Origin of the sequence: Pedobacter sp. MR22-3 (genome assembly GCF_026240075.1) — a bacterium.
Classification (GTDB): domain Bacteria; phylum Bacteroidota; class Bacteroidia; order Sphingobacteriales; family Sphingobacteriaceae; genus Pedobacter.
This window is the reverse complement of sequence record NZ_JAPIVF010000004.1, coordinates 266,346-281,873: the sequence shown is the minus strand read 5'-3', so window position 1 is coordinate 281,873 and position 15,528 is coordinate 266,346. Positions and strand designations below refer to the sequence as shown.

Here is a 15,528-nt window from a genome sequence, read left to right as displayed (position 1 = left end):
TTTGTTGGTATTCTACAAATTAATATCTGGCGCTAGATGTTTGTTTTAAAGTTAATATTTCCAACCTGATATGTCAAAATATTGACGCTTAGTCTATTTGAGGGTTGCCGTTAAAATCGATAATAAGATATTCGTTTTTTTCATTGCGCTCTGATCTCCTGCTTGACATGTCTTTAGTATAAAGTGTCTTTTTTACGGCAAATGAAAGGTTCAGTTTTCTATCAGACAAAAATTTCGAAAGATAGTCTTTGTCAAGTGTCAAAAAGGAACCGTAAGGCAATACATCAGGAGTATCCGAGCTGTCGCGGAGACCATCGAGGAAATCCATATAGCTTCCGACGATTTTCGCTTTATCGAAGTATCGCAAGTGGCCATCATTAATTTTGAGATTGAGCATCCCCTTTATGAATGGGCTAAGCATCATGGTTGGAAAAAAAGAGCGATAATATTGTAGCATATTTATATTCATTGCTTTTACAGTAGTTAATAATGGAATAGTCCCAAATCTACTGGTGGTTTTTGGAGCGACGAACCTTAGTTCATTGGAATAGGTGCCAAAGTTCCTCATATCCCTGACGCCTGGATACCATATTCCTGAATTTATTTCAAGCTCGCGGAAAATTTCCCGTGCATTTTGACCGTGGTCGAGCTTCTTTGAAGAAGCAAAGGGAAGGATTGCAAGACCGTAGAAATAGTCGCTGTGATAAAAATTGTCCCTATGCGGTATGTTCCCGTGCATGGACAACAATTGCTCTTTTCCATCTTTGAAGAGCAGCTTTTCTAGATCAAGTTCGAGATGCGGAGGTTCTTGGTCATACCTAAGTTTTTGTGTATTCCTTGCTTCGGGCCACCAGGCTGGTTTTTTGGAAAGACATACAGACCATAGTGATGGTTCAATCGTGAAATTGTCAACATTGTAGCCAAAGGTTTCCTGTATCCCAATCAGTTTTTCTGAATAGAGATAATCTAGGAGCCTGAAAAAAGTTGAGCGAAGGATCTCAGTAAAAATTGTCGACCTACCGATCATCACCCTATTGAAATCATTATTGTAAGTTTCATCATCCCTTTTATATTTCAGTCCATGCTCATCGCAACAGTCATCAAAAAGCATGTTCCAGCATGACCAAAGTTCAAATGGACAGTTCTCCTGAAGTTCTTCCAGATGACGTAGGTAGACCACAGGTAAATTCCTTCCAACAAGTTCATCAAATTCATCCTTTGTTCTGGAAACACTTCCGAAGGACATCGCTGCATATGCAGTTTGGGCGAATTTGAAGGATATGCCAAGTTCATAACCTATGGAACCGCAAATAAGGTCTGTTGCCATGCATCTAAGCGATAATAGCCTTCCAAGATTAGCTTTGGTTACATATTTTCTAGAGAAACTACTCTTTTGTTGTGTCGATAGCAAGAGGACAATCAGACCTTCGCATGCTCTCGATTCTAGAAACAGTCCTTTCAGCCATGCAAAATATCTCAAATGGTACCTGCCATCTATGTCTTTGGATAATATCGAGATCAATTGTTTGGCTGCTCGTTCCTTTACAATTGGACTTAACCATTCCATACGCTTTATCAGGAGATCGAATGGATCAATCTGAATATCCATTGTATAGAATTCTGGTTCTGGTAGCTTAACATTTGGGAAAAGAGAAGGCAAGGCATCGAGGTAATGCTGAATAATCGCTTCTGCTTTATTTATCTCGCCGGAATCGATAAAGAACTGTATGGCCTTTGGTGGAGTAAAAATATAGTTTTTCTTTTTTGTCGTACTGTACCTCATTCCTGAGTTGTTGACGCTCAGAATAAAAAATTCATCCTTCCTAAATGGGAAATCTGCAATCACTTTTTTCCACCGCTCATGGGCCTGTTCGGGAGTTGCAAAGTAGTCACTGGCCCAGGAGCCACTATTGGAATGTGCCCAGCAAATGCAATGGAATGCGAAATCACGGTCTACAGTTTTTGCGAATGGATAAATAAAATCCAATAGCTCATGCTCTGTCTGTGCAAAACTATCCTGTATGATAGGTTTTAGGACTGCGATAATCTGCTTTACATCCGCTTCCGGCCTGACCAGCCAGTATTTTGACCAGTTCAGTAAAAAGTTTGATTTTTCGTATTTTCGGAACGTTGAAGCAGTGCCTACCATTCTTAAATATTCCTCCAGGTCTTCAGCTTTCACCTTTGCAAAGTCTTCATCGGCCTTTGGATTACTTTTAATGCTGTTGCTGTCGTTCTCATCCGGACGGCGCTCATATCCGATATCCCCAAGACAGCTTTGTATATCGGTGAGCACTTCCAATGCTCCCTGATCCTTAGCCGCAATATCTTTTAGTGCGCCGTAAGGGCTATCGCCAACAGCTGTAGCGGCAACCGACCTGGCGATCGGGTCGGTAAAATCGAGTGTGCAGAGGATGTTGGCAAATAGGCTTTCAGAAAGATAATAATCCCGGTTTGATATCGCTAAAAAATAGAAGTTGTAAAGAGAGTGTACATCTGCCAAGGCAAGCTGGGAGGAATAGTCATATATGAAGCTGCCCGTTTCATCACCATCGGTCAGTTTATCGATATGATAGACGTACGGAGAAATCTGACGCAATAGTTCCCGGCCTTTCTCTGGTTCTACATTTATAAGCCGTTTCATCCCCAGAAGTATATCGTATAGCAGCATATCTTTATGATTGCCATATGCGATAATATTTTCCGCTGCCCGGTAAAGTAGAAGGTTCAGCGTCTCAGAGTTTTTGAGGTCAGCTGCCAAGATAGCAAGGTTTACCATCCGTTCTGTCTTATCCTTGAAATCAATCAGTTCATCCTCCAGCTTGTCAAGCTCCTGCTGAGCAAAATAAGAAAAGGCTTCTGTAGATAACTTTGCCTTTTTGGTGTGCAAAAGTTCGAATAGGTTGCCCTGATAGTACCATGGGTGGGTGGATAACATTTTGATTTCCTTTATGGACAGTTCCTCGTTGAAACCATTGTGTTTGTTAAAGACATGGGCAAACCAAATTACCTCATCGATTATCCTTGGCATTACCGAACGGCGTAGTTCGTAGAGAGAATGGTCTTTGTAGAAATCCAGGGTATCGATATTGTCGAGTGGTGAGAGAACATCACTTACCTTGATAGGTAGTTTCTGATAAAAATCCGTTCCTATTTTTTTACCTATACGGAGTAGCGCCTTGAGCAGTTGGGTCTGTTTGTCGTTTTTCTTGATTCGTAGCCAGCTGTCAATGGGTTGTAGTTCTTGTTTTAAGGATAGCAATAACGAAGTAAAAAAATGGTCTATACATAGCGTTTTGCCCTCCTTATTATCAGATGCATAGTCATATTTCTCGCTGAACTCCCCGCGTTCGGCCAGCTTAGCGGCATTCGGCAAAAGCTTTTCGCTCAAATAAATATATATCTTATGGTTGTAGTCTTCTTCAACGGGAAAAGTTTTTAGCTTCCTTTTCCATTGGAAAGTGCCCATTCTGAGGTCATGCTTAATTAGGATCTCACTGATGGCCTTTTTTTCAAGATCGGTTAATTTGGACTTGAATAGTGCTGATAACCTGTGTCCAAAACGTTCCTGGTTCTCAAGGATCTTAGTGACATAATGTGCAATATATATATCGGATCTATCTCCCTTCCTGAATTGCTTGATGAAATTTGTGATTTTCTGATCACTAGAATCCTCAAAATGAAGAAGTACTTCCAGCCAAGCCTTTGCTATGCTTCCGGTGTCATTGTTCCTATCTTGAAAAAGTATATTTATTCGATCTACCGCTTCTTCAGGAATTTTGTTAATCATACCCCTTTCTTTGAGCGCAATTAAAAGTTCTTTAATTTGATAATGAGTGAGCACGGAAAAATCTGGATATTTGATAAAAATATCAGGGTTGTTCTTAAATGATGTTACCCAAATTTTCTGAAGGTTATCATCCCATAAATTGTGCGATCTGCGTTCAAATCTTAGGCTGGCCTCACCATAGAATATGGATTTTTTAAAATTTTTCGCTTCAAATGCTGCCCGTGCTGCCAGGTCAATTAGGTTCTGGATCTGGTTTTCTTCCCTGCATTGTAGATAGCTTTTTATAATCCATTCCTTATCTATGCTCAATAGGGGGGCGGAATCCCCTAGATAATAATTAATCTTTGAAAGCTCAGACCATTTGAGGCTCTCATCATTACAAGTGTTAAGCCAGTTCCTTATGCTTTTATAAAGAATCATCTGTTGCTGCTTAAGTTCGGGCTGCTCGGACATGAATACCATAAAGCTGTTGTGGTAAACCGAAATGCCGGAAAGTTCGGTGACGATCAAGTGTGCTATCTCTTTGAAACAGCTTGTAATCTGCGAGGGATATGGCGTAAGGTAGCCGGCAAGATCGATGAGCTGTTCTTTATGGAGCTTGAAATCCAGAGCAGTTATTGAAAAGCAGAAAGTCTTAGCCAGATCGGACAGATGTCTCCAGATATCCTGATAGTACATTTTTATATTACCTTTATAAGGGGGGATACGCTCAAGGTCATAAGTTGAGATATAATCTTCCGAATTGCTGATTTCTCCCAGCACGTATCTGAGGTGAAGAGGATTACCTTTGGTTATCTCAAAAATCTTATTCATAAGCGCTCTCTGTCCATCTTTGTCTTGCCTTTGTTTTGGAGATTTAATGGCACCCCTGACAATTCTGGCAACATTCGGTCTGCTAAGCCCTTTGATCTCTATCCAATTATCTTCGGGGCACGATTTAAAGACACCGGCTGGAAGGCATTTTACAGCCATTTCCTGTGTGCCGAGCAAAAGCCAAAAGCCCTTTTGAGGATGAAAAACTTCAGTTATGAATTCCCTTAGCTGATCTTCACTATTCCCTTCCCTTATCACATGGTCAAGGCCATCCACTATGAGAACGAAGCTCTTTCCGAGTTTGGAATAGTGGGAAGCGATTTTCGAAATAAACTCCCTTAATGGAGTATGTTCGGTATTTTCCCGACCTAGTTCCTTTAGGACCGTTAACTTCTCTTTTTTGAATGTAGCGCGGAGAGCTTCCTTTACCCGGTCTGTATTTAGCCGTTCAAATTGGGAATGGTCATTGGGATTTAGATGATAGTGATGGCGGAAGACCGAGATATGCTCATGTTTTAAGGTTTCGTAAAGCTTTGAAAGATAAGTGCTTTTTCCTGCGCCTGGTTTACCTATGAAAATCTTTGTACCACCTTTTGCACCCCTTAGGTCATCTAATATCTGGTGATGGGTCCGTTGGTTGAAAAATTCAAAATCAGCGGGAACGATGAAGCTCTGGTTCAATGGCCTAGGGTTGTCCCAAGACAGATGGTTCCTTAACTCACTGAGCGTTATTTCCCTTGGGTGTTTTTCAGACCCTTCTTTTCCGATAAATAGCAGAAGGCTGTCTACGCCGGCCTTTGTAACTTTAAGATCTTCATAGAGTTTTGTCCTCAGCTTTTCTTCAAGCTCCTGCTTGTCGGGTTGTCCGAAAATAAAATTAAAGTTCGCAAAAAAGTCTTCCAGTAAAATAGTGCTAAACTTTTCGCTTAACAACAGCCCTATATCTGGAAAGTTCACTGCAATTTTGCTCAGGCCGATCCGTTCTCCAGAGCTGCAGGTAAGGATCTCATCTGCTGGTTGACCATTAGTAATCAGGCTGCATTGAAAAGGAACGGCGTTTGTAAGCATTTCATATGACGCTATCCATCGCAGCAGTCCTTTGTCCAGAAGATGTTTGAAGTCCCAGAGGTCGACAGTTGGATTCTGTTTATACTTTAACTGATAGAAAGATTGGCTACCATCTTTAAATTCTGCAACGACATCGTCAATAGCAAATCCTTTCGTCCCATCGGGAACATACTGAATCCTGATCCCTTTAAATTTTTCCGGTTCACTCAGCCATTCCGTACAAAGTTGCAGTACGTACAGATCTTCATAGGCATATCCGCTCCTGATGGAGCTGTTGGGGTTATTTCTGGTCACTTGGTCGAGCCTAATTTCTGGTCAAGTTAATAAAAAAAAGTCTATTGCCAATGAAAATGAGCCCTGAATACATAGGCCTATAAGGATTTGACTTCGTATTACTTTATTGTAGATTCTAGTACCGTCTTTCTCATTTAATCATTTAAATCGAGGTTAAAGTTTGGGTTTATTGACCTAAAGCTATTGAAAATCTCTTTCCTGATGCCATCCATTTTCTGACAGGTATTTTCGGACAGCAAATAAATTGGGCAATCAGGTTGGTCATAACCGCAGGGCTTTATGTCCTCTGTTCTTAATTGTTCGACGAAAGTATCACGTAGTTTAACAACCAATCTGTAAATAGCAGCAACTTTATAAAAAGGAAGATTTCGGTCAAGCGGGCAATTTCCGTTGTGGCCAAAAGTGGTATTGAGGTGGACGATAGTGAGGCTAGCGTCATATTGGATTTTCTTTAAATGGTAGCAAAGAACTACAGTGAGCCCGTACGGGAATCGAACTTCATTTACGCAAACTTTAAATCATTTAAAACCTTCAATTGGCCCACTAAATGGTTCGAATTATGCGCGGTCTGGGGACGGAATACGATAGTCATGCCGGATTTAGGATTGCTCCAAAATCTGGGCTCGAATCAAAGTATTAACAGGTCAACTGATTCAATTATTGAAAAAATGATTGGATATCTTTGAACTATCAAACTATACATTTTCTGCTATCGATGTAGGATAACTGAACAGTATCTTTTAGAGCCAATATTTTTTACCGATATATCTCTAAGTCGGTTGAGGGTGATGGGCTGATACTTATTAAAAATTTAAGATAATTCGAAATGAGCTCAGATGGTGTAGAAGATAGGAGTCAAAGATTCTAAGTCTTCTAGTCAAATTTCATCTGTTGTGTTGATAATATAATTTAAATGCCTGATTTACAGAAACAATTTGCAGACGGCTTTTGAAAACTCAATGTTTTACTCAGTTACGTATTTAGCGCAGTTTGAATAGGCAATCTGCGGGATGCATATGATAGAGGTGTAGGCTTAAGGTTAAATAATTTACTTTCATCACCGAACCTACAGGATATCCTGACCGCTAGCGGTGTGGACAAGCAGGTCAGAGGGTAGATGGGCGCTAGTGTGACCATGCCTAGTCTGGATTAAAGTCAATATGCCGTAAACCCATTATCATCTGGGCCTGCTATTCTGCAATATCCAACCTTAAATTAATATTTACATCAAAGTAAATTTCATTTCTTTTGCCATAACTTAGTGAGAATTTGGTTCCATAAGCCAAACCTAGTCGCTTTTCAATATTTTCCATTCCTTTATTAAAGCCAGAACTATGAATCTTGGTACTTATCAGATTTCTTGTATGAATTGAAAACTCGCCATGGTTCAGTTTTATCTCTAGTAGCCCCGGATGTTCTTGCCTACTTAAATTTCCATGCTTGAGCATATTTTCCAAAAGCGTTATAATTACTAATGGTATAAAACGAAACTGTTTGGCACCTTTAGGAATGAACACGTCAATAAACTGCTCCTTATCTTTCCTTATTTTATTCAATTCGATTAGATTGTAAATTTGTTTAATCTCTTCATCTAACCTCGGAAGTTCTTCATTGGACTCACGTGTTTCCAGACTAAATCTCATCAGGTCAGCCAAATTGAGTACAGCCTGGCCGGCATCTTCATTATATTTCCGAATACTATCATATAAGAAACTTAAAGTATTGAATAAAAGGTGGGGGTTGATCTGTGCCCTCAGATAATCGTACTGAGCTATGCTCAATTCGTTTTCCATTTCTCTAATCCTTAATCGCTTAATGTATTTAGCGTTTTCAGCCTCCTCCCTCAAAGTCCTTTCTGATTTATATTCTATAAAGAGATAATAAAAACATGATAAACCAATAAAAAAAAGTCCTCTCCAAAGCGACTGAAAAAAGCTGCGGTAATGCTCTACGATAGTAGGAAAGTTAAATGATTTCGTGGTATCGCTCAAATAGTAATTTAGCAATGCACGGAACAATATGTAGCAGCCAATTTGTAATACCATCAAAATAATTAATCTGCTTATTGCATGCTGTTTCGTTCTGAAACTAATTTTAAGAACCAGATGCGCATTCGAATAAAAAAGAATAATGTTCAGTATGTAATGCAACAGGTAATTGAGTGGCTTTCCAAATGCACCGGCTGCAAGACCTATTAACGTTATTTCAAGAAATATAAAAACCGACCATCCGATAAGATGGATTTTCTGGGTTTTTGTCCATTCGAAGATTTTCTTTGTCATGCTATAAAATGTATTCGTGTAACCTCAAATTATCACGGTGTAATAACTTTTTTTACCATATCCAATAGGGCTAGTTTCAAAATAAAAATCATGAAAAATGTCCCACAAAAATTGATTAAAAAAACAATATTTGTTTTTAAATCGCAGAAAAACCAAAGGTTGTCATCAACCGATCCAACCAATTCAAGTATTACAATTATTGCAACTGAAACTTTCGTTGTACCGAAAAAAGTAGACTAAAAACTGCTAGATTACCGGCCGGATCTTAAAGTTTTTCTTTCTAAAAATTCATTAAAACTCTCTTTATAACTTTTTCCCATTGGAACTATGTAAGGACCCATTTTTAAGGTATTGCCAATTATTTTTTCAACCTTTTCAGCGTTTACAAAGAATGACCTATGTACCCGGTAAAAAAGTGTTCCCCAAAAATCTTTTTCAACCTCCTTCATAGTCAAGTACACCATATACTTGGTTTCTTCTGTAACGATACTTATGTAGTTTTTTTCGCTTTCAAAAAACAAAATCTTGGATCTTTTTATCCTCAGTCTTTGTCCCCTGTCACCAATACTGACAAAAAAGAATTTTCTTCCTGACTGTTTAGACTTTTCCAGTTTTTTTGTTTCAGATTCAAGTATATCCCATACTGTCTTGATAAACTTGGGTTTCGATATCGGTTTTACCAGGTAGCGTGATGCATCCACTTCAAAGGCTTCAATTGCATATTTCGTGAATGCTGTTGTAAATACTATAAACCTCGTTCTATTTGCAAGCTTTTTTGCCAGTTCGATACCCGTAATATCAGGCATGTCGACATCAAGAAATATGAAGTCTATTTTGTCGGTAAGGCTAATATCTGATAATGAGATAAGAGGGTCGGTATAAGTTTTGACCAACGTGAGATTTGGATTCGTTTCTATGTAATCTGAAAGGATAGAAATAGAATGTTTTTCATCGTCGATAACGACGCAACGCAATTGTTCCATATGTCAAAGATTAGATTGTTAAGTCCTTTTTGACCTCTCAATTACCTTTGCATGTTCAAATTAACCTATGTTTTCTTCTTTTGGCTCGATGGTTATAACCTCTGTAGTTTTCTTTTGAGATATCGAGCCGTCCTTGTTAATTTTGTTTGTCCTTTTTAGAGTAAGCCTAACCATGTCGTATTTTGGCTGTTCTAAAGGGAGAACATCCTGAATTTTGCAATTGAGAGCATTTGCTATCAAATTAATGTGCCTGATACTGTATTTGGCCCGCTCAGTATATGTTTCAACTTTTGAAACAAATCCATCAGCTAATTTCATCTTTTGGGTTAATTGAAGTTGAGTCATTTTATTAGCTATTCTCAAAGACTTAACTCTTTCAATTATTAGGAAATCTATGTGTGAGATTTCGACAAAAAATAACTCGTCATCTGTGGTTACCATTTACACCCGCAAGTGACTGATTTTGATGATTTAAGTCAACTCCACTTGTGGATTTGGTTAATGTTTAGTATCTTAGCCTTAACAAAATTAATGATATAGAAAAACGATAATAAATATAAAATCCATTAATTGGATTGAGTAATTACTGAAAGAACTTGTGGTGAAAAGTAGGACGTTCGAACACGAGAGGTAGGTAAAACTCAATTCCTATGCTATCTTTGTATGGCATACGGATTTGGGTCGCCTGCTTTTATTTGAGTTCGGCCGCTGCAAAGCGGTGGTGGTCCTACACCTTCACTTCAAATAAAGCGTAAAGGCGGCCCTTTTCCGTTTTACTTTCGGTTAACACAGATTAACCATGAAAGCGATTGAAATTAACATTCCTTTTCTTTTCAGCACTACATGCTTATTTCTAGGCTATTTTATTAGTCCTCATATATCTGTTTTCTTTATCCGAGGATGGTCATTCATCATTCTTATTAGCCTGGTAATCTGTTCTCCTGAATAGGATACCGGGCTAAGGCAGGTCACCTTAATGGTTAATGATAATAATAGGTTCTTCGATAATGCACCTGCCTTATTTTCTTCAATATTTGAGTTTCCTCATTTAATTTCCGAATCAACTACTAAACCAACCACAATGAAAAAAACGATATTTTTTATCGATAAGGCATTGCCATGCCTTTTTTTATGGGTAATGAAATTAATTTGCCTGGTAGCTGAAGTGCTTAAAAGCAGGCCAAAACAAACACTTACTTTTATGTTTTGCATAATTGTATTCATTTCCAATGCTCAACAATCCGCTAAAAAGTTATCTGTAGGGGATAAATTACCAGCCGAATTCTGGGTGAAAAAACACCAGATATATTTTCAAGGAAAAGCCAAGCAGGAAGACCTTTCGCAATTCAAAGGAAGGTTTGTTATTCTAGACTTTTGGGCAACCTGGTGCGGTTCATGCCTTAAGAAGTTCCCGCTTATCGATTCTGTGTCTGTCGAAGGGGGAATAAAATTTTTACTGGTAAATAGTATCACCACCGGAGATAAGCTCGATCAAATTAAATCAAAGCTTGATACGGTTCGATATCCGAATCTGCAAAAGAATGTGCCTGTAATCTTTGATGACGAGTTTTTGCTATCATCATTTCCTAATTACTTGCTGCCACATTACGTGTGGATCGATCCCTCATCCAGAATAATAGCTATCACTGAAGGAGATCTCTTCACTAAAGACAGTCTCAGAACAATTAGTGAGAAAAACAATAAGAAGTAAATCAAAAAACATATTATGAAGATATATTTATTACTTGCCTGTCTTGTGCTTTCTGTATGGTATGTAAGCGCACAAGAGAAAGTTACTGGGAGGGTATTTGATGCGACCACAAAAAAGGCTGTTGAAAATGCCGTTATAAAGGTTGAAGGAAACGCTAAAAAAATTGTCTCCGGAAAAAATGGGCAATTTGTTCTTGAGTTGCCTAAGGGAAGACATGTTGTCAAAATTTCGATGGTCGGATATGTACCAAAGGAGCTCGTTATCCAAGATCCATTTAATAGCGAATTGACTATCCTTATTTCACCTGATGAAACACAGCTTGATGATGTCACAGTTGTCAGTACTGGTTATCAGAATATTCCCAAAGAGCGAGCTACAGGAAGTTTCAGTCTTATTGATAATAAAACTTTCAACCAGCAGATTACTACAAGTGTTCTGGAAAGGCTAGAAGGTATAACTCCAGCGCTGACTGTTGATAGAAGAACCAATTCGCCGGGAATTATGATCAGGGGCCTCAGTACGCTTCAAGGGGACAGGAGTCCTCTTATCGTATTAGATAACTATCCATATGAAGGAAACATTAATAATATAAATCCAAACGATATTGATAATATCACCATTCTAAAAGATGCGGCGGCGTCTTCGATTTGGGGCGTGAAGGCTGGAAATGGTGTTATTGTTATCAATACAAAGAAGGCAAAGTTTAATCAGCCGCTAAGCATATCGGTTTCGGCAAGCCAGATTACATCCGGAAAGCCTGATCTCAATTACCTAAGACCTATATCTACAAATGACTTTATTGATGTCGAACAAATGCTCTTTAGTAAAGGCTATTATACCAGTTTAGAAAACTCTTTTGACAAGGCTCCCTTAACACCACTAGTGGAGCTTTTAATTGCGAATCGTGATGGGAAAGTCAGTTCTCAAGAATTACATTCTCAAATTGAGCTTTTAAGATTGAATAATATATCTGATAATTATTCAAATAGTTTCTTTGGTAATGCTATCAATAGACAGTATTCTATTGAGCTTAAAGCTGGTGGCGAAAAACAAAACTGGCGGATTTTTTCTGGATTTGATAACAATCACGATGCCTTGTCAGCCATTTACCGCAGGTTCAATGTTAAGGTAGACAACAGCTTCAAGGTTGGAACAAAATTGGAATTTAGTACTTCATTGCTAGTGAATATTTCCAATTCAAAAAGTGGCAAGACTGACTTTTCTAGTTTAAATGCCTCGAATGGTGCACTCCCACCTTATACATCTTTCGTTAGTGCGACGGGAAATCCACTTCCGGTTATGAGGGATTATCGGGCCAGTTCTATTCTCTCGCTAGGGAATGCCAATTTGCTTGACTGGAACTATTATCCCCTTACTAATGGAGAAGAGGAGAGAACCACTTCTGACGTATTTGATTTTTTAGGGAATTTGAGAGCCTCATATTCCGTTTTGCCTGGGCTAAGATTGACAGCAAATTATCAGTTTGAAAGACAAAACACACAAGGTGGAACAAGAGCTTCGCAAAATAGCTACTCGGTGAGAAATATAATTAATCAGTTCAGCCAGATAAATGCCGGAAATATAACTAGGCCTATACCATTAGGTGAAATTTGGAATGAAAACATAAATGATCTAAATGTTAACAATATCAGGGGTCAAATAAATTATGATAAAACTTTTGATTCTTTTTCAATTAGTGCAATTGCTGGCTCAGAAATGCGGCAATCCACAACAGATTCTCACTCGGGAAGATCTTATGGGGTTAACGGAAATACATTGCAAACCTCAACAGTGGATTATCTCAACTTCTACAAGAATATTTTAACTGGTGCCAATATGATCATTCCAAATATTGATAGTTATGGAAGACTTGTAAATAGGTATGTGTCTTTTTTCGGAAATGCTGCGGTGGGTTTTAGAGAACGCTATACCATATCAGGTAGCCTAAGGAGGGATGCATCTAATCTATTTGGGGTATCAACTAATAACAAATGGAATCCATTATGGTCTGTAGGACTATCATGGGATGCATCAAAAGAGGAATGGTTTCCAAAAGCCTTAATCCCATACATGAAACTTAGGGCTACCTACGGAGTGAGTGGAAATGCGAATTCCAGGCTAGCCGCTGTGACGACAATAACTTTTAGTGGTACTAATCCGTATACACAATCGCCGTATGCAGGCTTTTCCAATTATGCAAATCCCGACCTCCGCTGGGAAAGAGTCAGAACCTTGAATCTTGGAACAGACATCAAATTTCTTGGTGAGCGGATATCTGCAAGCCTGGATTACTATGTCAAAAAATCTGATGACCTTATCGGTACAGAAAGTATAGACATTACCGCTGGAATCGGAAGTAGGGTAACGAGAAATACAGCTGCGATAACGGTTAAAGGACTTGATATCGAACTGAGCGCTCTTAACACAGTTGGTAAGCTGAGATGGCAAACTAATTTTTTTGTGAATTTTTATAAAGACAGGGTTGACAAATACTATCTGAACAACGATTACGGATATAATTATGTGAACGGAAACTCAAACGTTTCTGGTATTATCGGACAGCCTGCATATTCAGTACTGTCATATAAATGGGCCGGCCTGAATCCTAAAAATGGTAATCCCATGGGATTTGTAAATGATGCCATTTCTGAAGATTACCAAACAATAACTGGTACTAAATCTATGATTACTGATTTGGCCTATAGTGGTCCGGCTTTTCCAACCTCAAGTCTATCCCTGGGCAATACTTTTTCCTACCATAATTTTGATTTAGACTTTAGGATTACCGGCAAGTTCGGCTTTTATTTCAGAAGGCCATCTATTAGCTATACAGATCTGTTTAGCACGCGTAATGGAAATGCTGATTTTGCTCAAAGATGGCAGAAGCCAGGAGATGAATTATATACCAATGTGCCGTCGCTAGTTTATCCTGCCAACAGTAACCGCGATGCTTTTTACAACTTCTCGGAGGCTACAGTTTTGAGCGGCGACCACGTGCGGTTCCAGTATCTGTCCTTTGGCTATAACTTTCTCAAAGAAAATTTCAGTTTTCTGCCATTTCGATCTATCTCATTAAGAGCTGTCGCATCCAATCTTGGATTACTTTACAATTCAAATGGGTATGGTCTTGATCCTGATTTTCCAATCTCCAAACCTCTAAAAACCTATTCTTTTAATCTAAAAATAAATTTGTGATGAAATTGAACTTATTAAAATATTCTGTTTTTCTTGGGATGGTAATCCTGGGCTTTTCTTCATGCGAAAAATACCTTGATGCAAAACCAAGTGCCAGTCTTGCGGTACCTGTTACCATTGCTGATTTTCAATCGATGCTCGATCAATACACAACGCTAAATGAGAATGATCCCTGTTCGGGTGAAATCAGTGCAGGAGATACCTATTTAACCGACGCTGATTTTCTAAATAGAGCGGAAACTGAACAAAGGATGTATACCTGGCGAAATAGTAATGTCTATGTGCCAGCGGACAATGAGTGGGCGGCTTCCTATCGGCAGGCTTATTATGCCAATTCAGTAATTGAGGGAATGCTCAAAATAGAAGTCTCTGATCGGAACCGGGCTCAATGGAACGACGTAACAGGACAGGCTTACTTCATCCGTGCCAAAGCACATAGTCAAGTTTTGGGTTTGTTTGCATTGGCTTTGGGTGATAATAATGGTAGCACAGAGGGAATAGTATTAAAACTTAATACAAACTTTAATGAAGTCTCCTCAAGAAGCAATTTAATTGATAGTTATATGCAGGTAATTGCTGATCTAAAGAAAGCAGTTTTACTTTTGCCGGTTTCCTCAAAGCATGTTGTCCGTCCTTCCAGGCCCGCTGCATTCGGCTTACTTGCCCGTACCTATCTTTTTATGAGAGACTATCCAAACGCGTATTTATACGCCGATTCTTGCCTTCAGCTTAAAAACACTTTAATAGATTACAACACATTAAATCCAACAGCGACATATCCATTAGCCCAATTTAATGGAGAGGTTATTCATGCAAGCAAGATGCGAATATTGGCCGCTCTCAATAATACACGTGCAAAGATAGTTTCGGAACTCTACAATAGCTTTGAGGAAAATGATTTGAGAAAAACGATATTTTTTAGAAATAATAATAATGGAACTTTCGCCTTTAAGGGAAGTTATGACGGTTCTGCAGCTCCATTTAGTGGAATAGCCACAGATGAGGTGGTATTGATAAGGTCTGAATCACAGTGCAGGATGGGACAGGTTGGAGCATCTATGGCAGATCTAAATGCCCTATTAAAGAAAAGATATAAAACCGGCACATTCAGTGAATATGTAAATGTTAGCCAAGCAGGTTTGCTGCGAACTATCTTGAATGAAAGAAAAAAAGAATTGCTTTTGCGAGGACTAAGATGGATGGATATTAAAAGGCAAAATATTGAGGGTGCCGGAATATCGCTTTTGAGGAGTATAAACGGATCTATTTACTCTTTGCCAGCTAATAGCAAGCGATTCGCAATGCCAATTCCCGAAGAAGTTATACAATCGAGTAACGTGACGCAAAATTTATATTAATAGAAGGGGGCAAAGATTCTGCCCCCTTTTATTG

At 38.7% G+C, this 15,528-nt stretch carries 7 protein-coding genes; 3 read left to right on the top strand and 4 right to left on the bottom strand.

The annotated features are described in order from the left end of the window. Positions 1-88: 88 nt before the first annotated feature. The 4 genes from OQ267_RS11080 to OQ267_RS11065 form a co-directional block, all read right to left on the bottom strand. Positions 89-5,965: an ATP-binding protein gene (locus OQ267_RS11080; protein WP_265835953.1), complete on the bottom strand. Its 5,877-nt coding sequence runs from the start codon at positions 5,963-5,965 to the stop codon at positions 89-91. Between the two features lie 1,190 nt (positions 5,966-7,155). Continuing rightward, on the bottom strand, positions 7,156-8,247 hold the full coding sequence (locus tag OQ267_RS11075; RefSeq protein ID WP_265835952.1) for a sensor histidine kinase: 1,092 nt from the start codon (positions 8,245-8,247) through the stop codon (positions 7,156-7,158). Between the two features lie 251 nt (positions 8,248-8,498). Further along, positions 8,499-9,230 (bottom strand): LytR/AlgR family response regulator transcription factor, encoded by a 732-nt coding sequence (locus tag OQ267_RS11070; RefSeq protein WP_265835951.1) that lies wholly within the window; start codon positions 9,228-9,230, stop codon positions 8,499-8,501. Between the two features lie 60 nt (positions 9,231-9,290). After that, positions 9,291-9,671 (bottom strand): helix-turn-helix domain-containing protein, encoded by a 381-nt coding sequence (locus OQ267_RS11065; RefSeq protein ID WP_265835950.1) that lies wholly within the window; start codon positions 9,669-9,671, stop codon positions 9,291-9,293. Positions 9,672-10,311: 640 nt separating this feature from the next. On the opposite strand from OQ267_RS11065, the gene OQ267_RS11060 reads away from it, so the two are divergent. Genes OQ267_RS11060 through OQ267_RS11050 form a run of 3 tightly spaced genes read left to right on the top strand, consistent with a single transcriptional unit; the run spans position 10,312 to position 15,494 of the window. Then, a complete protein-coding gene (locus OQ267_RS11060; protein ID WP_265835949.1) occupies positions 10,312-10,941 on the top strand; it encodes a TlpA family protein disulfide reductase in 630 nt (209 codons plus the stop codon). Positions 10,942-10,956: 15 nt separating this feature from the next. Beyond that, positions 10,957-14,136, top strand: coding sequence for a SusC/RagA family TonB-linked outer membrane protein (locus OQ267_RS11055; protein ID WP_265835948.1), 3,180 nt, complete (start codon positions 10,957-10,959; stop codon positions 14,134-14,136). Continuing rightward, positions 14,136-15,494, top strand: a complete 1,359-nt coding sequence (locus tag OQ267_RS11050; protein WP_265835947.1) for a RagB/SusD family nutrient uptake outer membrane protein — start codon at positions 14,136-14,138, stop codon at positions 15,492-15,494. Before OQ267_RS11055 ends, OQ267_RS11050 begins: the two co-directional genes overlap by 1 nt. Positions 15,495-15,528: the final 34 nt, after the last annotated feature.